Genomic DNA, 22,637 nt, shown 5'->3' with positions numbered 1-22,637 from the left:
ATCGACGCGTAGAAAACTCCCCAAAAGCGTCGCGATTTTCGCGGCGCTTTTTTATTGTGTATTTCCGAATCTTGTCGCCAACACTTCTAAGCATGCGCCGCACGACCGCGCACGAAAGGTCCCGATGACGGCCCGATTCCCTCTTATTCCCGCCGCCACACGCAGCGGCTCGCATCGGATCGCGGCAGCGGTCGCGATCGTTTTTGCCGGTGCACTTTCGATACCGGGCGCGGCATACGCGCAAACCACGGCCACTGCGGCGGCGAGCGCACCGGCTGGTGCTGCTTCCGGCGGCACGCAGTTCACCGTTCAGCCGGGGCAATCGCTAAATGACGCTGCGGTCGCGATGACGCAGTCGCACGATCGCGCCGTGCTGGCGCGTGCGGGGAAAGCGATCTTCGACGCGAATCCGAACGCGTTCATGGGGCACGATCCAAGCCGGTTGCGGCTGGGCGCTGTCCTGAATCTGCCTGCCGTCGATGCGACGGGGGTGGCCATCGGCGCGGCGTCGGCTGCGACGGCCGCCTCTGCTGCGTCCGGCGCGGCGGCGCAGGCTGCGACTACCAACAACGCTGCCGCGACGACTTCGGCATCCGTGCCCGCTGCAACGGCTGCTGGCGCGAGTGCTGCGACAACCGGCGCGTCGTCGCCGGCCGAAGCGGCCGCCACGATTCCAACGCAGAGCGCTAGCGCGCCGGCCACGGCCGAGGCGACGTCCGCGCCTGCAGCCGGCGCGCTGCCCACGAGCGGCGCGGCTGCATCTTCGGCATCGGGTGCGAGCGGCACGCGTTCATACACGGGTTCCATCGAGGGCAGCGAGCCCGCTGCTACGTCGCCCAGTACGCCCGCAACCAGCAACGCGCAGCCCGCGTCGCAGCCGCGTCCGTCGAGCTTGCAGCAACTCCTCGCGCTGAAGAACCGCGTGCTGATGGAATTGCAGAAGCACGGTATCGGCAAGCAGCCGGGCGCAAACGAAAACGCGCCGACGGCACCGGGCGCGACGCAGTCGTCGAGCGCGACGCCCGGCGCTGGCGCACCCGCTCTTGCTGCGCCGGCGGCAACGCAGCCCGCGAACCAGCCGATGGGCATTTCGCAGGAATATCTGGGCGTGGCGGCTATCGTCGGCGCGGCGCTTGTGGCGCTGCTGGCCGGTTTGACGATGCGCCGGCGTCGCAAAGCCGCGCGCGCGCAGGAAGTGGCGAACGACGACGTTGCACGCGAAGATGAAACGCCAGTTGCGCCGACGGCCGTCGAGCCGGTTGCAGTCGCGCGTAGCGATGAGCCGGCTGCGTCGCTGCACGAACCGTCTGAAACCGGGTCGCGCGAGGCCGGTCCGGCTACGGTTGTTGCGGCTGCTGCGATTTCGCCTGCATTCGATCACGACGCAGCACCGAAGCCCGAGCCCGAAACGTTCGACAGCGCATCCGCGGACGCCGCGCTCGACGCCGCCGCAACGCTCGGCGCCGATGCGTTGCCGCGCGAATCGCTCGATCCGGCACGCGAAGAAGCGCGTGCTGCCGAAGCAGCCGAACGGCAACAGGCCGCGCGCGAACAGGAACTGACGACGAGCAAACTCGCCGCCGATACGCCATCCGCCGAACTGCCGCTCGACGAGCAGCCGATCCACGAACCGGTCGAGCCGCATTTTGCCGAGCCGATCGAGGCACCGCACGACGAATCCGGCGCGAAACCCAAGCCTTTCGCACTCGACCTTGGCGCGACGCCGGGAGCCGGGCAGCACGAACCCACGTTCGAGCAACCTACCGCGTCCATTGCGCCGCCCATCCAGTTGAGTCATGTGGAACCGGCCGGGCAGCACGAGCAACTGATCGAGCCGCTGCCCGAGCTCAATGAACTGCACCCAGCCGACGCCGAGGACGCAGCGGAACAACGCGCGTCGGCGTCGCTTCCGCTCGGCGCGCCGCCGCCGCTGGAGCCGGCTGTGCCGGACGCATTCCCGCGCGACGCGATGCGCGCGCTCGACAGCATCGACGACTTCGCTTTGCCGCCGCGCGTCGAGCGCTCGGCAACCGACGCACCCGCTGTGACGCAGCCCGTCGTCGCGCCCGAAATCACGGCGCAACAGGCGGTGCCGGCGCAGGTGCCGCAGGCGCCTGCTGTCGCCGACGAGATCATCGCCGGCACGGCCGGTGCGGCCGCCGTCGCCGGTCTGGGCGCGGCGCGCTTCGGCGCGTTGAAACTCGATTTCGACCTGGAACTGCCGCCGTCGCCGTCGCAGGTCGTGCCCGCGTTCACGCCGGACGAAGTCGCGCGCATCGCCCGCAACAAGCTCGACCTGGCTGTGGAGTACATCGATCTCGGCGACGTCGTCGGCGCGCGCACGCTGATCAACGAAGTCATCGAATCGAACGATGTCGACACGCGCGCCGACGCACGCGCGTTGCTGTCGACACTCGCGCCGCTTTCGTGATGGCTCGGATCGCGCTTGGTATCCAGTACGACGGCGCGGCGTTTTGCGGCTGGCAGTCGCAGCCGCACGGTAAGACCGTGCAGGACGCACTCGAACGGGCGCTGCGCGAATTCGCGCAGACGCCGCTGCAGACGGTCGTGGCAGGCCGCACGGATACGGGTGTTCACGGTCTCGGGCAGGTCGCGCATTTCGAGACGGAACTCGACCGCAGCGACTTTTCGTGGGTGCGCGGCACGAACGCGTTCTTGCCGTCGACAGTCGCCGTGCAGTGGGCCAAGCCGATGCCCGATACGTTTCACGCGCGCTTTTCGGCCTTCGAGCGCACGTATTATTACGTGCTGTACGTGCATCCCGTGCGCTCGCCGATGCTCACGGGTCGCGCCGGTTGGATTCACACGCCGCTCGACGTCGACGCGATGCGCGATGCCGCCGCCTGCCTGATCGGCGAGAACGATTTCTCGGCGTTCCGCTCGTCGGAATGCCAGGCGAAGACGCCCGTCAAGCATCTGTATCAGATCGATATCCGGCCACAGGGCGATTTCATCCACTTCCGCTTCCGGGCCAATGCCTTCCTGCATCACATGGTGCGTAACCTGATGGGTTGTCTCGTGGCCGTGGGCCGCGGGCGCTATCCGGCAGCGTGGCTCGCGGAGGTCCTGCAGGGCCGCGACCGGAAACGCGCGGCGCCCACCTTCATGCCCGACGGGCTGTATCTCGCTCAAGTGGGCTATCCTGAGGCGTTCGCCGTGCCTGCACCACAGGCGGGCAGCGTTCCGTGGAGTACCGTTTGGACCGACTCATGACTTCCGCCGACACTCAAGCCGCAAGCGTATCGCCCGCCACCGACACCGTGCCGCACCGCACGCGCATCAAGCTGTGCGGCCTCGCCAATGCCGCCGATGTCGCCCATGCCGTCGCCCTTGGCGCCGATGCGATCGGCCTCGTGTTCTACCCGCCCAGCCCGCGCGCGTTGAGCATCGCGCAGGCGGTCGAGATGACGCGGGTCGTGCCGCCGTTCGTGTCGATTGTTGGACTGTTCGTGAATCCGACGCCGGAGTGGTTCGGCGAAGTCACCTGCAACGTGCCGCTGACGATGCTGCAGTTCCACGGCGATGAAACGCCCGAGCAGTGCGAAAAGCTGGCGGGCGTTGCGGGTTTGCCTTGGTTGCGCGCGTTGCGGATTGCGGCAGATACTCAACCGGCCGATTTGGTAGAATCGGCGCTTAACTATTCAGCTGCCAGTGGTCTTCTGTTCGACACACACGTCGAAGGCTATGGCGGCGGCGGGAAGGTCTTCGATTGGTCACTTATTCCACAAGAGCTCGCGCGTCGGGCCGTTTTGAGTGGTGGGTTGAACACGCAAAACGTCAGTGATGCGATTCATCGCGTGCGCCCGTACGCGGTCGATGTCTCGAGCGGCATCGAGGTGCCGGGTGCAAAGGGCGTGAAGGATCACGCCCGGATGGCGGCGTTCGTGCGCGCAGTGCGCGAAGCGGACGCCCGGTGATTCCCAGGCCGCACCGCGCTCTGCGCGCGGACATGGCGGCAAGCTGAGAAGAGTGACGGAATATGTACAATTTACCCGATGAACGTGGCCATTTCGGCCAATATGGCGGCGTGTTCGTTGCCGAGACGCTGATGCACGCGCTCGACGAACTGCGCCAGGCCTACGAGAAATACTCCCAGGACGCTGACTTCATCGCCGAATACGAGCGCGAATTGAAGTACTTCGTTGGTCGTCCTTCCCCGGTTTATCACGCCCAACGCTGGAGCGAACTGCTCGGCGGCGCGCAGGTTTATCTGAAACGCGAAGACCTGAATCACACGGGCGCGCACAAGGTGAACAACGTGATCGGTCAGGCGTTGCTCGCCAAACGCATGGGCAAGCCGCGCGTGATCGCGGAAACGGGCGCGGGTCAGCACGGCGTTGCCGCCGCCACCATCGCGGCGCGCTTCGGCATGGAGTGCATCGTCTACATGGGCGCGGAAGACGTGCGCCGCCAGGCCGCGAACGTCTACCGGATGAAGTTGCTGGGCGCGACCGTCGTGCCCGTCGAATCCGGCTCGCGCACGCTGAAAGACGCGCTGAACGAAGCGATGCGCGACTGGGTCACGAACGTCGAAAACACGTTCTACATCATCGGCACGGTGGCAGGGCCGCATCCGTATCCGATGATGGTGCGTGACTTCCAGCGCGTGATCGGTGACGAATGCAAGGTGCAGATGCCCGAGCTCACGGGCCGTCAGCCGGATGCCGTGATTGCGTGCGTTGGCGGCGGATCGAATGCGATGGGTATCTTTTATCCGTACATTGACGATAAATCGGTGAGGCTGATCGGCGTGGAAGCCGCCGGCGACGGCATCGACACGGGTCGTCACGCGGCGTCGCTGATCGGCGGCAGCCCGGGTGTGCTGCACGGTAACCGCACGTATCTGCTGCAAGACGAGAACGGCCAGATCATCGAGACGCATTCGGTGTCGGCGGGTCTCGACTATCCGGGCGTCGGTCCCGAGCACGCATGGCTCAAGGACAGCGGCCGCGCCGAATACGTCGGCATCACCGACGAAGAGGCGCTCAAGGCGTTTCACGACTGCTGCCGGATCGAGGGCATCATCCCCGCGCTGGAGTCGAGCCACGCGCTCGCGTACGCGGCGAAGCTCGCGCCGACTTTGCCGAAGGACAAAATCCTTCTGGTGAACCTGTCGGGCCGGGGCGACAAGGACATGCACACGGTCGCCGAGCGATCGGGCATCCAGTTCTGAGCGCCCAGGCGATGCGCGACGAGTTCGAGGAGCCGCAGCCGCCCGCGCTGGACGGCGACGCCGAAGCCGGCGTTGCCGAGGCGTTGCGCGCGGGCGCTGTGCCGCTGTTGCCGGTGCCTGCGGGCATCGAGCTCCTGAACCGCGATTTTCTGACCGATGCAGCGAACCTGCCGGACGGCTCGATCGATCTGATCGTCGCCGATCCGCCGTACGGCCTCGGCAAGGACTATGGCAATGATTCCGACATGCGCTCGGGCGAGGATTTTCTCGCGTGGACGCGTGCCTGGCTCGAACTCGCCATTTCGAAGCTGAAGCCGTCGGGTTCGCTGTATATCTTCTGCACATGGCAGTACGCGCCGGAAATCTTCGTGTTTCTGAAGAGCCGCCTGACGATGGTCAACGAGATCATCTGGGACCGGCGCGTGCCGAGCATGGGCGGCACGACGCGCCGCTTTACGTCCGTGCATGACAACATCGGTTATTTCGCGGTGTCGAAAGACTATTATTTCGATCTCGATCCCGTCCGTATCCCATACGATGCCGCCACGAAGAAGGCGCGTTCGCGTAAGTTGTTCGAAGGAAGCAAGTGGCTGGAGATGGGCTACAACCCGAAGGACGTCTGGTCGGTCTCGCGTCTGCACCGGCAACACGCCGAACGCGTCGACCATCCGACCCAAAAACCGCTCGAAATCGTCGAGCGAATGGTGTTGGCCAGTTGTCCGCCGGGTGGCCGCGTGCTCGATCCCTTCATGGGGAGCGGCACGACGGCAGTCGCTTGCGCCCGTCAGAAGCGCGAATTCGTCGGCTATGAGATCAATGAAAGTTACTGCGCGATAGCGCGAGAACGTGTCAGTTTGGCGGCAAATCCGCCGGAACCCGTTTCGCGCCGGAAAGCAGCCGTTGCCAACACTACGACGACGGCTTGACGCCAAACCGCGCAGTCATCGACTTCGAGAAAATTCCATGTCCCGTATTCAATCCACGTTCGCGGCACTGGCCGCGCAGGGCAAGAAAGGTCTGATTCCGTTCATCACCGCCGGCGATCCCGATCCGGCGCGCACTGTCGAGTTCATGCACGCGCTCGCGAAGGGCGGCGCTGACGTCATCGAACTCGGCGTGCCGTTCTCCGACCCGATGGCCGACGGTCCCGTGATCCAGCAGTCGTCGGAACGCGCGCTGGCAAAGGGCGTGTCGCTGAAACACGTGCTCGCCGACGTCAAGCGCTTCCGCGAAACCAACGACAAGACACCCGTCGTGCTGATGGGCTACGCGAATCCCATCGAGCGCATGGGCGCCGACGCGTTCGCCGCTGCCGCGAAGGAAGCGGGCGTCGACGGCGTGCTGGTTGTCGACTATCCGCCCGAAGAATCCGGTATCTTCGCCGAAAAGATGAAGGCGGCCGGGATCGATCCGATTTTCCTGCTCGCGCCCACGTCGACGGACGAGCGCATCGCGGAGGTTGGTAAAATCGCTAGCGGTTACGTCTACTATGTATCGCTCAAGGGTGTCACGGGCTCTGCAAATCTGGACGTTTTGAGCATCGCGGGTAAAATCCCGGCCATCAAGTCGCGCGTACCGCTGCCGGTAGGCGTCGGTTTCGGCATTCGTGACGCGCAATCCGCGCGTGCCGTGGCCGAAGTCTCCGATGCCGTCGTGATCGGCAGCCGTATCGTGCAGTTGCTCGAAGAAGCAGCACCCGAGTCCGCTGCGAGCAAGCTGACGAGTTTCATTGCTGAAATTCGCCAGGCGCTCGACAGCATCGGCGCGACTGCCCGATAAACATCATTTTGTCGCGGTTAACATGGCGGCGCGGTTCCTGCTGCGCCGTCTTTGGTATCGCGAATCCTGGAAGGAATCATCATGAGCTGGCTCGACAAACTGTTGCCGCCGAAAATCAAGCAAACCGACCCGAAGAGCCGCAAGGGCATTCCGGAAGGGCTGTGGATCAAATGTCCGGCGTGCGAAGCGGTGCTGTACCGCAACGACGTCGAGGCGAATCTGCACGTCTGCCCGAAGTGCGACCACCATATGCGGATCGGCGCGCGCGAACGGCTCGACGGCTTGCTCGATCCGGAAGGCCGTTATGAAATCGGCCAGGAAATCCTGCCGGTTGACGCGCTCAAGTTCAAGGACAGCCGCAAGTATCCCGACCGCCTGAAAGAGGCGATGGACGAAACCGACGAAACCGATGCGATGGTCGTGATGGGCGGCGCGATCCATACGCTGCCCGTCGTGGTCGCGTGCTTCGAATTCGCGTTCATGGGTGGTTCGATGGGTTCCGTGGTCGGCGAGCGCTTCGCGCGCGGCGCGCAAAACGCGATCGAACAGCACGTGCCGTTCATCTGCTTCACCGCCTCGGGCGGCGCGCGGATGCAGGAAAGCCTGCTCTCGCTGATGCAGATGGCCAAGACCACGGCCATGCTGACCAAGCTCGCCGAAGCCAAGCTGCCGTTCATTTCCGTGCTGACCGATCCGACGATGGGCGGCGTGTCGGCGAGTTTCGCGTTCCTCGGCGACGTCGTGATCGCCGAGCCGAAGGCGCTGATCGGCTTTGCCGGCCCGCGCGTGATCGAGCAGACCGTGCGTGAAAAGCTGCCGGAAGGCTTCCAGCGCGCCGAATTCCTGATGCAAAAGGGCGCGATCGACATGATCATCGACCGTCGCAAGCTGCGCGAAGAAATCGCGCAACTGATGGCGCTGCTGACGCGCCAGCCGGCTGACGCGGTCGCCTGACGCCGTCCTTGGCCGTGACGCAACGCACGGCTGACAGGAACAACCAACGCGCCGCGAGAAGTCTCCAAGCGGCGCGTTGTCATTTCTAGGATAATTCCGGTCCGCACTGCCAGTTTTTCAGATGACCACTTACCCCACACTCGACGCGTGGCTCACGCACCTGGAATCCGCTCATCCTGTCGGAATCGACATGGGCCTCGCGCGCATCAGCAAGGTGCGTGACGCGTTGGACCTCAAGTTCGCGTGCCCGGTGATCACCGTCGGCGGCACGAACGGCAAGGGTTCCACCTGCGCGATTCTCGAATCGATCCTGCTGCGCGCGGGTTACACCGTCGGCTGCCACACGTCGCCGCATCTGCTCGCGTTCAACGAGCGCGCGCGCATCAACGGCCAGATAGCGACGGATGCCGAACTGCTGCCGCACTTCGAGGCCGTCGAGAAGGCGCGCCAGTCGCTGCCCGAGGCGGTTTCGCTGACGTATTTCGAGTTCACGACGCTGGCGATCATGCATCTGTTCGCCGAGCGCGGGCTGGACGCGGTGATTTTCGAAGTGGGGCTCGGCGGGCGGCTCGATGCCGTCAACGTCCTCGATACCGATTGCGCGATCATCACCAGCATCGACATCGATCACACCGACTTCCTCGGCGATACGCGCGAGAAAATCGCGTTCGAAAAGGCGGGCATTTTCCGCGCGGGCAGGCCGGCGATCTGCGCGGACCCCGTTGCGCCGCAAACGCTGATCGATCATGCGGAGAAAGTCGGCGCGGAGTTGTGGCTGTTCGGCCGTGATTTCCGCTACGAAGCGCAACCGGGCAACGAGCGCCAGCAGTGGAGCTACATCGGCCCGACGATGCGTCGGTCCGCACTGGCCTATCCGGCGCTGCGCGGCGCGAATCAGCTGCTCAATACGACTGCGGCGCTCGCAGGGCTCGAAGCGGTGCGAGACCGTTTGCCCGTGTCGGCGCAGGACATTCGTCTGGGTCTCGCCAATGTCGAGCTGCCGGGACGTTTCCAGGTGTTGCCAGGCAAGCCGTCGGTCGTGCTGGACGTCGGCCACAACCCGCATGCAGCTGCCGTGTTGGGTCAAAATCTCGGCAATATGGGATTTTTTCCGTACACGTACGCGGTTTTTGGCTCGATGCGCGACAAGGACATCGCCGGCGTGCTCGAACATCTGAAAGGCGAGATCGATCACTGGAACGTGACCGATCTGCCGACGCCGCGTGCCGCCAGCGCGGAAGAGCTGGAAACGGCGCTGCGCGATGCGGGCGTCAGCGACGGCCCGGATTGCAGCGTGACGCGTTTTGCGACACCAGCAGAAGCTTTCCAGGATGCGCTAAAACGAGCCTCGGACAATGATAGAATCGTGGTCTTCGGCAGCTTCTTCACGGTTGCAGGCGTCATGGCCTACCGTAAATCGCAGCAACACTGAACGCGCGGGCCTCGAACCAAGCCATTCATGGGTATTTTTTCGTTCGGCAAGAAAGACGACGCACCGACACGGCGCGGCGCAAATTCCAGTTCCAGTCGCGGTAGTCGTGCCGAGCGCACTGAACGCGCGGAACGCGTCGAACGGCGCAGCCGCCGCACGGACCGTTCCGGCGACGCCGACGCGATGCTGCTCGATCCCACGCTTCCCGAGAAGCAGCGCGCGCGACGCCGCCTCGTCGGCGCAATCGCGCTGGTGATCGCTGCCGTCGTCATTCTGCCGATGGTGCTGGATTCGCATCCGAAGCCCGTCACCGACGACATTTCCATCGACATTCCAAGCCGTCCTGCGCCGAAGCCGCGCGCGTCGGTCGACAACGACACGCAAGCCGCCGTCGCGCCGGACAATCCCGCCGCGCCGGACGCCGCGCTGGCGGCCTCGGGTCTCGCGCCCGCTGCGTCGGGCGCGGCCGCTACGGGCGCCGTGGCATCGCAGCGCGACGGCAGCAACAGCAAGAACGCGCCAATCGCGGTGACGCCTGCGAAGCCGCAAGCGCCCGCTGTCGTCGCCAACAACGCGCCGGCTGCAAAGCCCGCAGCGAAACCGCAGGCTGACGCAAAGCCCGCGGCAAAACCGGAACAGAAACCCGCAGCCACGGAAACGGCGCAAGCAGCCGCGTCGGGCACCGAAACGGGTACGCCCGCGGCGCCTCCGGGCAGCCGCTTCGCAGTTCAGCTCGGCGCGTTTCAGGACGATGCCAGCGCACACGCGTGGGCGACCAAGTTGAAAGCGGCGGGTGTGCCCGCATATACAGAGCGTCGCAAGCAGGCTGACGGCTCCAGTCGAACCCTGTTGCGCGCCGGTCCGTTTGCGGACCGTGCGGCGGCGTCGGCGGCAATCGCGAAGGTGCGCGAGGCCGGTCTGACGTCGGGCGCGAACAACGGCGCTGCGCAGTAATCCGGCGATGTTCACCGCGTTCGACTACGCTGTAATGGCGGTGATCGCCCTGTCAGCCATGCGCGGAACGTGGCGCGGGTTTTTGTCCGAGGTATTCGGGCTGATCGGCTGGATCGTCGCGTTCTTGGTGGCGGCGCGTTTCGTGGGCCTGCTGGTACCCTACGTGCCGGCGAACTGGCCGGGCGGCGCGTTGACGCAGTGGCTGATCGCGTTCGCTTTGATCGTCATTGGCGTGATGCTGGTGGCAAGCGTGGCGAACGCGTTGCTGAGCCGGCTGGTGCAGGTGTCCGGTCTGGGCGGCGTGGATCGCTCGCTTGGACTGGTGTTCGGCCTCGTACGCGGGGTCATATTGGTGCTGGTTCTGGTCGCCCTCGGTGGCTTGACCGAACTGCCCAAACAGGAATTCTGGCGCAACGCGCTGCTGCGGCCCTACGCCGAGCAGGGCGTGCGAGAGTTGAAGCCTCTGCTTCCCGAAACGCTCGCCGCCTACGTCCACGTGTAACGATCGCGTTGCACGCAAAGGGCGAAGGCGGATGACAAGGCGGGCCGATGGTGAAGCAAGCAGAACCACGGCGCGCGCGGCTGTCTCCCAGGCAGGCCGCACTGATCGAATTTCGTACCCTTTGAAGGACATGCCATGTGCGGCATCGTAGGCGTAGTTTCCCAGTCACCCGTCAACCAGCTCCTCTATGACAGCCTGCTGCTCCTGCAGCACCGCGGTCAGGACGCGGCCGGCATCGCCACCGCGAACGGCAACAATTTCCACATGCATAAGGCCAACGGCATGGTGCGCGACGTGTTCCGCACGCGCAACATGCGCAGCCTGCCCGGCAACAGCGGCATCGGCCAGGTGCGTTACCCGACGGCGGGGTCTGCGTCGAGCGAAGAGGAAGCCCAGCCGTTCTACGTGAACGCGCCGTTCGGCATCATCCTCGCGCACAACGGCAATCTGACCAACTGGCAGCAGCTGAAAGACGAGATGTTCCGCATCGATCGTCGCCACATCAACACGAATTCCGACACCGAAGTGATGCTCAACGTGCTCGCGCACGAAGTGCACACGGCGAGCACGGGTCTGCAACTCGATCCGGCAGCGATGTTCAAGGCCGTGACGGGCGTGCATCGCCGCGTGCGTGGCTCGTACGCGATCGTGTCGCTGATTTCCGGCTACGGTCTGCTCGGCTTCCGCGACCCGTTCGGCATCCGCCCGCTGTGCATCGGCAAGCTGGAAACGGCGTCGGGCACGGAATGGATGCTGGCGTCGGAATCGGTGGCGCTGGAAGGCATCGGCTTCGAGTTCGTGCGCGACGTCGCGCCGGGCGAGGCGATCTTCATCGACTTCGAAGGCAACTTCCACGCGCAGCAATGCGCGCCGAACGCGAGCCTGAACCCGTGCATTTTCGAACTCGTGTATCTCGCGCGTCCGGATTCGGTGCTCGACGGCGTGCCCGTCTACAACGCGCGTCTGCGCATGGGCGACTATCTGGCCGAGAAGATCCTGCGCGTACTCCCCGATGACGTGAAGATCGACGTCGTCATGCCGATCCCCGATTCGTCGCGTCCGGCAGCGATGCAGGTCGCAGCGAAACTCGGCGTCGAATATCGCGAAGGCTTCTTCAAGAACCGTTACGTGGGCCGCACCTTCATCATGCCGGGCCAGGCGGTGCGCAAGAAGTCGGTGCGCCAGAAACTGAACGCGATGGGCATCGAGTTCAAAGGCAAGACCGTGCTGATCGTCGACGATTCGATCGTGCGCGGCACGACGTCGCACGAAATCGTGCAGATGGCGCGCGATGCGGGCGCAAGCAAGGTGATCTTCGCGTCGGCGGCGCCGCCCGTGAAGTTTCCGAACGTCTACGGCATCGACATGCCCACGCGCAGCGAGCTCGTCGCGCACGGCCGCTCGGACGAAGACGTGGCGCGCCTGATCGGCGCCGATTTCCTCGTCTACCAGGACGTCGACGCGCTGAAGAACGCGATCCGCGACATCAACCCGGCGTTGAAGGAGTTCGAAGCGTCGTGCTTCGACGGCAACTACATCACGGGCGACGTGACGACGGAGTACCTCGACCGCATCGAAACCGCGCGTCTCGCACCGTCTGCGCAATCGGATCGCGACGCGGCGAGCGACGCGATGGAAGGCGGCGCTGCGCGTTCGCAATTGCACCTGCAACTGTCGGTCGAGTAACGCGTTGTAAGCGCGCGAACATCGGGTCAACCGGTTTCGCGCGCTGCAACAGCCTCTGAAACCCGGCGCGAAAACCCGGGCGCAGTGTTACCATCGGGTCTTGCGTCGATTTGATCTCAGCTTGCGGACGCGGGGAAACCCAAAACAGCTAAAGCGAACGGTGAGCAGCAGCACAGCCATCGCGCTTATAGCGTTCCCCGCACACGAAGCCCGCTTATGCCGACGCAAAGCGGGCTTTTTTGTTGCCCTCGCGTGTGCGAACCTTAATGGCGAGTGCGCGGCGAGTGCGTGACTTCGAAAAACGGAACAGAACGAACATGGACGACTCCCTCAACTTCGACACACTCGCAGTCCGCTCGGGCACGTTGCGCAGCGAATTCGGCGAACATTCGGAAGCGATCTTCCTGACGTCGAGCTTTGTCTTTGCGAGCGCCGCAGACGCCGCCGAGCGCTTCAAGAATTCCGAAGACTATTACACGTACTCGCGCTTCACGAATCCGACTGTGACGATGTTCCAGGATCGCCTCGCGGCGCTCGAAGGCGGCGAGGCGTGCATGGCGACGGCGTCGGGAATGAGCGCGATCATGTCGGTGGTGATGTCGGCGTTGCAGGCGGGCGATCATCTCGTCAGCTCGCAGAGCCTGTTCGGTTCGACGCTCGGTATGTTCTCGCAGATCTTCAGCAAGTTCGGCATCACGACGACCTTCGTCGATCCGACTGATCTCGACGCGTGGAAAAACGCCGTGCGCCCCGAGACGAAAATGTTCTTCCTCGAAACGCCGTCGAACCCGCTGACGGAGATCGCCGATATCGAAGCGATCAGCAAGATCGCGAAGTCCGCGAATGCGCTGTTCGTCGTCGACAACTGCTTTTGCAGCCCGGCGCTGCAACAGCCGCTGAAACTCGGCGCGGACGTCGTGATGCATTCGGCGACCAAGTTCCTCGATGGGCAAGGGCGCGTGCTCGGCGGCGCGCTGGTCGGCTCGAAGCAGTTCATCATGGAAAAGGTGTTCCCGTTCGTGCGCAGCGCGGGTCCGACGCTGTCGGCGTTCAACGCGTGGATTCTGCTGAAGGGCATGGAAACGCTGTCGCTGCGCGTCGAGCGCCAGTCGGCGAATGCGCTCGAAATCGCGCGCTGGCTCGATACGCATCCCGCTGTGAAGCGCGTGTTTTATCCGGGCCTCGAATCGCATCCGCAGTACGAGATCGCGAAGCGCCAGCAGAAAGCAGGCGGCGCGATCGTCTCGTTCGAACTGAAGGGCGACACGCCGGAAGCGATGCGCGCGAATGCGTGGCGTGTGATCGACAGCACGAAGATCTGTTCGATCACCGGCAACCTCGGCGACACGCGCACGACCATCACGCATCCCGCCACCACGACGCACGGGCGCATCACGCCGGAAGCGCGCGCGGCAGCGGGCATCACGGAAGGTCTGATCCGGCTTGCCGTTGGTCTGGAGAATGCAACCGATATCCGCGACGATCTGGCGCGCGGCCTTGCAGGCTGATGAAGTGAAGAAGTGAAGAAGTGAAACGAAACGGGCGCTGCGGAGCGCCCGTTTTGTCATACAGCAACGCTCAATGCAGCAAGGCGCGCCATTGACCCGGCGCCATCCCGAAGCGCCGCGTGAACGCATGCGTGTAGGCGCTCTGATCGCCGAAGCCGACTTCAAGCGCGACGTCGGTCAATGAGCGGCGCGGATCGGCGAGCAGCGTGACGGACGTATCCAGCCGCAGCCGCTGCAAATAGCGATGCGGCGTTTCGCCGAATGCGTCGATGAACAATTGATGAAAGCGCCGCATGCCGAAGCCGCAGTGCGCGGCGAGGTCAGCGATGCGCAGCGGTTCGGACAGACGCGCGCGCAGCCAGGCGTCGATGCGCGCGAAGTCGAGACCGGCGCCCGGCGCAGCATCCGCCATGCCCGTGTCTTCGATGATCGCCGCGCATAGGCGGGCGGCCGCGTCCCAGTTGAAGCGCCGCCATGCGGCATCGCCATCGATATGTCCCGACGCGCGGCCCGCAATATGCGAAACCAGTTGCGTGAGCGACGAATCGACGGTGACGGCGCGCGCCCGGTCGAACAGACGTTGCGGCACGGCGACCGACGACGCGGGCAGATCGAGCACGAGCTGCCGGTTCTCGCCGACGCCCGCGTAGTCGTGCCGCGAGCCCGCGGGAATGAGCCACGCGGACGTCCGGTCGATTTCCTGCGCGACGCCGTCCACGGCCATCACCATCGACCCGTCCAGACCGAGCACGATCTGATGGAAGTCGTGCACGTCCGACGCTTCCACGGTGCCGTAACGGCGCAGGGAAACGTTGGGTGCATCGATGACGGCGTGGCTCACAGCAGAGCAACCAGAAAAACGGCGGAAACGCTCAGACGCCGAGCAATTCGACTTCGAACACGAGCGTCGCGTTCGGCGGAATCACGCCGCCCGCGCCGCGCACGCCATAGCCGAGTTGCGGCGGAATGGTCAGCTTGCGCACGCCGCCGACCTTCATGCCCTGCACGCCTTCGTCCCAGCCCTTGATGACCATGCCGCCGCCCAGCACGAACGCGAACGGGTCGTTGCGGTCCTTGCTCGAATCGAACTTCTGGCCGTCCGTCAGCCAGCCGGTATAGTGAACGCTGACGGTCTGACCGGCCTTCGCTTCTGCGCCTGAGCCTTCCGTCAGGTCTTCATATTGGAGGCCCGAGGCCGTGGTGACAGTAGACATGCAATGCTCCTTGTAATCGTTCGAAACCGCTATTGTAGGCGTGTTGTCCTACCGTCGCGAAGATCGGCCAAACGGCCATGCCTATAATGTCCAGACTGCAACCAACGGTGAACCGCCAACGAGGATGTCGATCGTGACCACGTCTACTCCGTCTTCTTCCGGCAGCAACGAGGAGACGTCTGCCGTCGCCGAACGAACCGCGCGACGCTGCGCCGAAACGGCGCTTTTCATGCGCGATCATGTGCTGTCGCTGGTCTCGCACGACCTGCGCAGCCCGCTGAATGCTATTCATAGCTGGGCCTACGTGCTCGACCGCAAGATCGACACAAACGATGCCACCGCGCAACGCGCGCTCGAAGGCATTCGCAATGGCGTCGAGCAGCAGGTGAAGCTGCTCGAATCGATCGTCGATACAACGCGCGCCGAGACGAAAGCGCTTGCCTTGAAGCGCGCGCCGTTCGCGCTGCGCCCATTGCTCGATGAGACGATCGGCGATGTGCGCGACGCGCTCGCCGTGCGGCGTGGCGTCGCACTCGAACTCAACTCGCCGCTCGCCGCGCAGCAGATGGACGGCGACCGCGAGCGTCTCGCCGCCGCGTTGTGGCTGCTCGTCGCGTTCGCGGTGGAAGCGAGCGCAAGCGGCGCGACCGTCACGCTCGATGCCGACGTCGATGCGTCGACGTTCCGCGCCACGGTCGCCTGGCAAGCAACCTCCGCTGCACTGACTGACGCTGCGCTGCCCCACGTGCTCGAAAACTTCGCGCGCGCGCAAGCGACGCAGCCGCGCGAAGCCAGCCGCATTTCGTGGGTACTCGGACTGTGCAAGCGCATCGCGGAAGCGCACGACGGCGCGTTCGAACAGGGCGAATGGGCGGACGGGCAGCCGACGACACTGAAGCTGCGTGTGCCGCTCGCCGGCGCATGACGCTCACGCACACGCGCATGGAATCGCGCGTGACCTGGCCGGATGGCCAGTTCATCCGCGCTCAGCGCTTTCACGTGCCTTTCGCGCTCTATACTGACGGCTTTTGTTGCCGGAGTTCTTCGCTTTGATCCAGTTCGTCGCCCTCATTGGCGCGTTGTTGCTCGTTGCCCTCAACGGTTTCTTTGTTGCTGCGGAATTCGGTCTCGTCAAGCTGCGGCAGACGCGCGTGCAAACGCTCGCGGCGAAGCATGGCTTGCGCGGCAAGCTGCTTGGGAAGGTGCATGGGCGGCTGGATGCGTATCTGTCCGCATGTCAGCTGGGCATCACGCTCGCGTCGCTGGGGCTTGGCTGGATCGGCGAGCCGGCCTTCGCGGAACTGCTGAACCCGGTGTTCCATCTGCTCGGCATTCAGAACGAGCACCTGATCCACGGTATCTCGCTGTTTTTCGCGTTCTCTTGCATTTCGTTCCTGCATATCGTGGTCGGCGAACTCGCGCCGAAGTCGCTGGCGATCCGCCAGTCCGAGCAGATCTCGCTGTGGACGGCGATGCCGCTCTACGGCTTCTACTGGGCGATGTACCCGGCCATCTGGGTGCTCAACTCGAGCGCGAACGCCGTGCTGCGCATAGCGGGTCTGACGGCCGATCACGGCGGCGATCTGCACTATTCGACAGAGGAACTGAAGCTGATTTTGCGAGGCCGCCGCGCGAGCGTCACGAACGAACTCGACGGCTCGAAGGACGCCTATTCGCAGGACGAATGGAACACGATCGCGCATTCGCTCGATTTCTCGCGCATGACCGTGTCCGACCTGATGCGGCCCGCGCATGAACTGGTGAGCCTGCGCCGCGATCTGCCGTGGCGCGAGAACATGCAGATCATCGCGCGCCATCGTTTCAGCCGTTATCCGTTGCTCGAGGACGCGACGGGCGAGCGCGTCGCGGGCACGATCCATCTGAAGGATCTGCTGCTGGCGCGCCACGCGGGCAGCACGCTCGAGGACCTGTCGCACTACGTGCGTCCCGTGCAGTACGTGAAGCCCGAGATGCCCGCGTTGGAACTGTTCCGGCGCTTTCGCAAGGGCGCGCCGCATCTCGCGCTGGTCGGCCGGAAGAACGCGAAGCCGATTGGCTTCCTGACGCTCGACAATCTGCTCGGCGCGCTGGTCGGCCAGATTCACGACGAGTTCCGTCAGGGCGACGCCGACTGGACGCGCATGGACGACGGCACGCTGATGGGCAAGGGTAGTTTGCCCGTGGTGTCGCTGGAGCGCGCGCTTGGTATCGATATCGACGAGGGCAGCGCAGAGTCCGTCGGCGGTCTGGTGATCAACGCACTCGGCGATCTGCCGGAAGAAGGGCAGCGCGTCGATTTCGACCGTTTCGATGTGGTCGTGAAGAGGATGAAAGGGCCGCGGATTGTGCTGGTGCGGGTGTATCCGAAGACGTTTGATGATGAGGGTGGTTAGGGCGTCACGCCCGCGGCACCCCATCCTCAACCAGCACAGCAACAGGCATCGTCGTCAGCGCATCGCGCAGATACAGCAACCCAGTATCTTCAACCTTCGGCGCAGCGGGACTCACCCAGTCGAACAACGCGCGCCCGAACAGTTCTTCGGGCATCTGCACGGCGGTATCGTCCCACGCAATCGGATCGACGATAGGCAAGTCGCTGCTGGCATCGAGCAGCGCCATCGACAGCCGCGTCGCAATCACCACCGCCCAGCAGTTGCCTTGCCGCCGCGCGAACGCAATGACATGCGCGGCGTGCTTGCCCCGCACTGTGAGCGGTGTATAGCTACCGCTGCTCAGCAACTCAGGGATCTGCATGCGTAACGCGAGCATCCGCTGATTGATCGCGAGCTTCACGCGGCCATCGCGCCAGCCAGCGAGGTAATCGGAAGGCGGCGCCTCGGCGAGCAGCGCCTGCCGCTGCGCGAAATCAACAGGCCGCCGGTTGTCGGGATCGACGAGGCTGAAATCCCATAGTTCGGTACCCTGATAAAGGTCGGGCACGCCAGGCGAAGCGAGCCGAAGCAAGGTCTGCTGCAGACTATTCACGACGCCCGCCCGGCCGATGCGCGCAACGAACCCGCTCAGCTCGCGCAGGAATCCATCGCGACGCTGCGGCGCGAGAATATCGAACAGAAACTCGCGGCAGCCGTTCTCAAAAACTTCGTCAGGCGCAAGCCACGTAGTGCGCAACTTCGCTTCGCGCAGCGCTTTCAATTGCCATTGCGCGACGCGTTCGGCGAGCGCCTTGACGCCCGCTTCGTCGTCGGGCGAAAGACCGGGCGGCCAGCAGCCGACCAGCGTCTGATACAGCATCGCCTCGGCGCCGGGACCAGGCGCCCAGTCGTCGGCGTTGCCATCCAGCGCGCGCCGATGCGGCGTGTTCAACGTTGTCCATGCGCGCAGCGTCTCAGTCCACTCGTCGGCGATTTCGCTCAGCACTGCGAGGCGCGCACGCGTGTCTTCGCCGCGCTTGTGGTCGTGGGTCGCCGTCGCGAGCAGCGCGTGAGGGAAGCGCCGCGCGCGTTCCCGATTGCCCGCGTGAAACTGCTCGACCGTCAGCGCGAACTCGCCCGGGTCCGCGCCGACTTCGCAACGCGACAGCAAACGTCCGTAGCGATAGCACGCGGTATCTTCGATAGCCTTCGCGGCGACGGGCGCCGTCAGTTGCGAGAACAGCGTCTGCACTGTACGTCGCGCCGACGCCGTGTGATTGAACGCGCCCGCGCCGCCATTCTGCTGCGGCGGCTGATACGCAGCGTTGCGTCCATTGCCGTTCTCGTCGGCGCCGCTGCCGAGCCACGCATCGACGCGCGTCAGCAGGCCATGATCGGCGCGCGACAGCGTCTGCTTCGCGGCATCGAGCGCGATGTCGAAGTACGCGTTGTCGGCGGCGCTGCGCAGGCCGTTTTGCGGATAGATGCGATAGACGGGGAAGTGCGCGGCAAGCTCGTTTGTCACACGGCGGATCGCCGTGTACGTGAAGTCGCGCGTGGTGATGCTGTCGCGCGCAAGCCGATGCAGCGCGCGCGACACGCGGTCCAGTTCCGCGGGCAGATTCTCCGCGAGAATCTTGCGGCGCGCGGGCAGCGCCTCGTCGGCGAAGCGCGCCGGGCGGCCGCTCAGTTCGGTCCACGCATCGGCGAGCGGCGCCGCACCCGCCGGGTCGTGCAGCAGCGCGCCAGCGTCGTTCATGAAGTCGTAGCCTGTCGTGCCGTCCACAGGCCAGTCGTCGCGCAGTGCTTCGCCGCGTCCGAGTATCTTCTCGACGACGATATACGGCGTCGTGCCCTCGCGCAGTTCCGACAGCCGTTGACGCAGCCGCTGCGTGTACTCGCGCGGTTCCGCGAGCCCGTCGATATGATCGATGCGCACGCCGTCGATCACGCCTTCCGCATAGAGCCGGAAGATCAGCGCGTGCACGGCGTCGAACACTTCGGGACGCTCGACACGCACGGCCGCAAGCGTGCTGATATCGAAGAAGCGCCGCCAGTTCACTTCATCCGACGCCGTGCGCCACCAGGCGAGCCGGAAGTGCTGCCGCTCGATCAGCCGGTGCAGGCGGTCGCGGCTGACGGGCTCGTTGGGCGAATACGCTTCGAGCACGAACTCGATCGCCGACGTGCCGTTCTGCCGCACGAATTCGCGCAGCGCTTCGCGGCCTTCGACCGCGCGCGGATGATCCGCGGGTTGCGTCGTGATCGACGTGAAGCGCTCGGCGAGCGCGCTCAGATCCGAGCGATCCGCCGATTGCAGGATCGCCGCGTAATCGATCGGGCACACAGGACACTCGTGCTCGCCATAGGCGATGTTGAAGCGCCCGTTGTCGGCGTCGAAGCGCAGCGCGATGCGGCCCGCGATCAGTTCCTCGCCGTAAGCCGCGCCGAGCACGGGCATCAGCACCTTGCCGCGCAGCGCCGGGTCGGGCGAGTGCCAGTCGACATCGAAAAAGCGCGCAAAGGCGCTATGGCGGCCCCATTCGAGAATGTCCTGCCACCACGCGTTGTGCTTGCTCATGCCCATGTGATTCGGCACGACGTCGACGATCAGGCCCATGCCGAGTTCATGCAGCTTGTCGGTCAGACGCCTCAAGCCGGTTTCGCCGCCGCACTCGGCGCTGACCTGGCCGTAGTCGACGGTGTCGTAGCCGTGCGTGGAGCCGGGCGTGGCCGTCGTGATCGGCGACGCGTACAGATGGCTCACGCCGAGCGCGGCGAAGTAGTCGACGCGCGCGAGCGCATCGTCGAACGTGAAGTCGCGATGGAACTGGAGTCGGAGCGTGGCGCGCGGAACAGTCATGGCGTATCGGACAACGAAGATGCTGAGGTTGAGTCGGTACGCGCCTGCTGGATGGCGAGCAGGCGGTCGCAAAAGGCGTCGTCGGCAAATAGGGCTTCGACGGGCTGGATCACGCGGCGGCGCCAGTTCGGATGCTCGTCGATCGAACCGGGTAAGTTCGGCTGATCCACGAGACCCAGCAGGTCTTCGAGCGGAATCGTGACGAGCGGCGACGGCGTGGCGGCGACGAAGGCGAGCGCTTCATCGACGGGCGCTTCGTCGGGCGGCGGCGGATCGACATCGGGCGCGGCGACCCCGGCTTGCTGGAACGCCCGCCAGAGTGCGGCGCGGTCATCGTCGCGTTCAGCCTGCGCGAGCGCGACAGGATCGCGCCCGTCGGCGCGCGGTGCCGTCTGACCGATACGATTGCGCCACACGATGTCCTCGCCGCGCCACCAGCCGGAGACGGTCGGCAGATCGTGCGTGGTCGTCGTCCCGACGGCGCCGCTATCCCATTCGGCGGGCGGCGTGAAGCCCTTGCCGTCCCTCGTGCGCTCGAACCACAGCACGCGGATACCGGCCAGGCCATGCTCGCTGAGCCGCTCGCGAAAACCCGGCGGCACGGTGCCGAGATCTTCGCCAATCACGATCGCGCGATGCCGCCACGATTCGAGCGCAATCAGCCGCAGCATGTCTTCGAGCGGATAGCGCAGGTACGCGCCGTTTTTCGCGCTCTCGCCTTCGGGCACGAGCCACAGCCGCCGCAGCCCAAGGATGTGATCGATGCGGATGCCGCCCGCGCAGGCGAACGCGGAGCGCAGCATGTCGATGAACGCCGAGAAGCCCTGATTGCGCATTGCACGCGGCGAGAAGGTGGTGAGGCCCCACGCCTGGCCCGCCTGGTTGAACAGATCGGGCGGCGCGCCGACGGACACGCCGTGCAGCATGTCGTCGCGATACGACCATGCGTGCGAGCCCGCGCTATCGCAGCCGACGGCGAGATCCGCGATCAGGCCGATCGCCATGCCCGCGTCGCGCGCCGCGTGCTGCGCGTGCGACAGTCCCTTCGACGCGAGCCATTGCAGAAACAGATGAAACTCGACTTCATGCCGATGCTCGTTCGCAAACGCTTCGACTTCCGGGCTGCGCGGGTTCTGCAACGCATCCGGCCACTTGCGCCAGTAGCCTTCACCACTGTGCAGCAACTGGAACGCATGCAGCGCTTCGAAGCGCGCGTGATCTTCGAGCGCGCGGCCGCCGCGCTCGCAAAAGCCGTGAAATTCCAGCGCGCGCGGCGAGTCCTGCGCGCGGTCGTTCGCGCAGAAACGCTCGAACAACACGCGCAGCACCTTGAGCTTGAGCGGCGTCGCCGTCTTCCAGTCGATCAGCGGCAGTGTTTCGAGTTGCGGCCAGACGTCGGCGCCGCCCGCCGCATCGAGCGCGGCCTGTGCGGCATGCGTGCCGAATACGGCGGCGGGATCGATATGCGTGACGTTCAACCACAGCCGCGACGACGGCGAATACGGACTGAACGAGCCCGGCAACGCGCTGAACATCGCGTGTGTCGGACTGACGGCGAGGGCATGCGCGCCGCGTTTCGCGCTTTCGATCGCGAGCGTGGCCAGCGCCGTGTAATCGCCGATGCCACCGTCGCCGATCCGGCGCAAGCCGTAAATTTGCGCGGCGATCCCCCACAACGGCGGCGCGTTCGTGTCTTCGCCGTGCATCGCGCGCCACGCGTCGGTGACCGTATAGCACCGCGAGGGCGCGACCGCGAGCGTCATCCGGTGATCGTTGAGCACGAGCGTGTGATAGCCAGGTTCGTCGATGGGCGACAGCAGCGCCGCTTCGCCCTTTGGCGCCGTGAAGCGTCCATCGATCAGCGAGCCGTTTTCCAGTTCGATCCGGTAGTGGCTGCCCGCCTTGATCGCGGCGGCGGGCAACCCGATACCGCGTCCGCATTCGACCGTCATCAGCGGCGGCAGCTTGCGGCCGGACAACTCGGCTTCGAGCGCGCCCGCGCTCTGGCGAATCTGCGTGGCGTTGCCGCACGGCAGGCCCATGCGTTCGAGCAGCGCGGCGAGCGTGCTGTCGGGCACGCGCTTCCTGTTGTGATGCGCGTCTTCCCATTCGACTTCGAAGCCTGCGCGTGCGGCGAGGGCGTCGATGGAAATACCTGGGCGTCGGGTTGTGGCCACGC

18 protein-coding genes are annotated in these 22,637 nt (G+C 65.1%); 14 read left to right on the top strand and 4 right to left on the bottom strand.

What is annotated here, in order from left to right:
• The first annotated feature begins 124 nt into the window (after window positions 1–124).
• From C2L64_RS31890 to C2L64_RS31835, 12 genes are all read left to right on the top strand, one after another.
• Entirely contained in the window at window positions 125–2,431 is a 2,307-nt protein-coding gene (locus C2L64_RS31890) for a FimV/HubP family polar landmark protein (protein ID WP_007579619.1), read from the top strand.
• Window positions 2,431–3,234, top strand: coding sequence for a tRNA pseudouridine(38-40) synthase TruA (gene truA / locus C2L64_RS31885; protein WP_007579618.1), 804 nt, complete (start codon window positions 2,431–2,433; stop codon window positions 3,232–3,234). The genes C2L64_RS31890 and truA overlap by 1 nt, the downstream gene beginning before the upstream one ends.
• Window positions 3,231–3,938, top strand: a complete 708-nt coding sequence (locus C2L64_RS31880) for a phosphoribosylanthranilate isomerase (RefSeq protein ID WP_007579617.1) — start codon at window positions 3,231–3,233, stop codon at window positions 3,936–3,938. The genes truA and C2L64_RS31880 overlap by 4 nt, the downstream gene beginning before the upstream one ends.
• Before the next feature lie 62 nt (window positions 3,939–4,000).
• Complete coding sequence (gene trpB, locus C2L64_RS31875; protein ID WP_007579616.1) at window positions 4,001–5,194, top strand: tryptophan synthase subunit beta; 1,194 nt, start codon at window positions 4,001–4,003, stop codon at window positions 5,192–5,194.
• An 11-nt stretch (window positions 5,195–5,205) separates the two neighbouring features.
• A complete protein-coding gene (locus tag C2L64_RS31870) occupies window positions 5,206–6,120 on the top strand; it encodes a DNA-methyltransferase (protein ID WP_007579615.1) in 915 nt (304 codons plus the stop codon).
• Window positions 6,121–6,157: 37 nt separating this feature from the next.
• Window positions 6,158–6,973 carry a tryptophan synthase subunit alpha gene (gene trpA, locus C2L64_RS31865; protein WP_007579614.1) on the top strand — a complete coding sequence of 272 codons (816 nt, stop codon included), beginning with the start codon at window positions 6,158–6,160 and terminating at the stop codon, window positions 6,971–6,973.
• An 81-nt stretch (window positions 6,974–7,054) separates the two neighbouring features.
• Complete coding sequence (gene accD, locus C2L64_RS31860) at window positions 7,055–7,927, top strand: acetyl-CoA carboxylase, carboxyltransferase subunit beta (protein WP_007579613.1); 873 nt, start codon at window positions 7,055–7,057, stop codon at window positions 7,925–7,927.
• A 121-nt stretch (window positions 7,928–8,048) separates the two neighbouring features.
• Window positions 8,049–9,359, top strand: a complete 1,311-nt coding sequence (gene folC, locus C2L64_RS31855; protein ID WP_007579612.1) for a bifunctional tetrahydrofolate synthase/dihydrofolate synthase — start codon at window positions 8,049–8,051, stop codon at window positions 9,357–9,359.
• 27 nt (window positions 9,360–9,386) lie between these two features.
• On the top strand, window positions 9,387–10,313 hold the full coding sequence (locus C2L64_RS31850; RefSeq protein WP_007579611.1) for an SPOR domain-containing protein: 927 nt from the start codon (window positions 9,387–9,389) through the stop codon (window positions 10,311–10,313).
• A 7-nt stretch (window positions 10,314–10,320) separates the two neighbouring features.
• Window positions 10,321–10,815, top strand: coding sequence for a CvpA family protein (locus C2L64_RS31845; protein ID WP_007579610.1), 495 nt, complete (start codon window positions 10,321–10,323; stop codon window positions 10,813–10,815).
• A gap of 135 nt (window positions 10,816–10,950) precedes the next feature.
• Complete coding sequence (purF, locus tag C2L64_RS31840; RefSeq protein ID WP_007579608.1) at window positions 10,951–12,501, top strand: amidophosphoribosyltransferase; 1,551 nt, start codon at window positions 10,951–10,953, stop codon at window positions 12,499–12,501.
• 317 nt (window positions 12,502–12,818) lie between these two features.
• Entirely contained in the window at window positions 12,819–14,009 is a 1,191-nt protein-coding gene (locus tag C2L64_RS31835) for an O-succinylhomoserine sulfhydrylase (RefSeq protein ID WP_007579607.1), read from the top strand.
• Between the two features lie 70 nt (window positions 14,010–14,079).
• On the opposite strand, the gene C2L64_RS31830 is transcribed toward C2L64_RS31835, so the two are convergent.
• Entirely contained in the window at window positions 14,080–14,850 is a 771-nt protein-coding gene (locus C2L64_RS31830) for an AraC family transcriptional regulator (protein ID WP_007579606.1), read from the bottom strand.
• A gap of 31 nt (window positions 14,851–14,881) precedes the next feature.
• Entirely contained in the window at window positions 14,882–15,223 is a 342-nt protein-coding gene (locus C2L64_RS31825; RefSeq protein WP_007579605.1) for an FKBP-type peptidyl-prolyl cis-trans isomerase, read from the bottom strand.
• A 124-nt stretch (window positions 15,224–15,347) separates the two neighbouring features.
• On the opposite strand from C2L64_RS31825, the gene C2L64_RS31820 reads away from it, so the two are divergent.
• Both C2L64_RS31820 and C2L64_RS31815 read left to right on the top strand, forming a co-directional pair.
• Window positions 15,348–16,148 carry a sensor histidine kinase gene (locus C2L64_RS31820; protein ID WP_007579604.1) on the top strand — a complete coding sequence of 267 codons (801 nt, stop codon included), beginning with the start codon at window positions 15,348–15,350 and terminating at the stop codon, window positions 16,146–16,148.
• Window positions 16,149–16,272: 124 nt separating this feature from the next.
• Window positions 16,273–17,616 carry a hemolysin family protein gene (locus tag C2L64_RS31815; RefSeq protein WP_007579603.1) on the top strand — a complete coding sequence of 448 codons (1,344 nt, stop codon included), beginning with the start codon at window positions 16,273–16,275 and terminating at the stop codon, window positions 17,614–17,616.
• A gap of 4 nt (window positions 17,617–17,620) precedes the next feature.
• Here C2L64_RS31815 and treY read toward each other — a convergent pair whose 3' ends face one another.
• Window positions 17,621–20,458 carry a malto-oligosyltrehalose synthase gene (treY, locus tag C2L64_RS31810; protein WP_007579602.1) on the bottom strand — a complete coding sequence of 946 codons (2,838 nt, stop codon included), beginning with the start codon at window positions 20,456–20,458 and terminating at the stop codon, window positions 17,621–17,623.
• The gene (gene malQ / locus C2L64_RS31805) at window positions 20,455–22,635 is read right to left on the bottom strand and encodes a 4-alpha-glucanotransferase (protein ID WP_007579601.1); all 2,181 of its coding nucleotides are present in this window, start codon (window positions 22,633–22,635) and stop codon (window positions 20,455–20,457) included. The genes treY and malQ overlap by 4 nt, the downstream gene beginning before the upstream one ends.
• Between the last annotated feature and the right edge of the window lie 2 nt (window positions 22,636–22,637).

It is taken from the genome of Paraburkholderia hospita (genome assembly GCF_002902965.1).
In the GTDB taxonomy this organism is placed as follows: Bacteria; Pseudomonadota; Gammaproteobacteria; order Burkholderiales; family Burkholderiaceae; genus Paraburkholderia; species Paraburkholderia hospita.
Note: the sequence above shows the minus strand (reverse complement) of the source record. Positions and strands in the feature narration are given on the sequence as shown.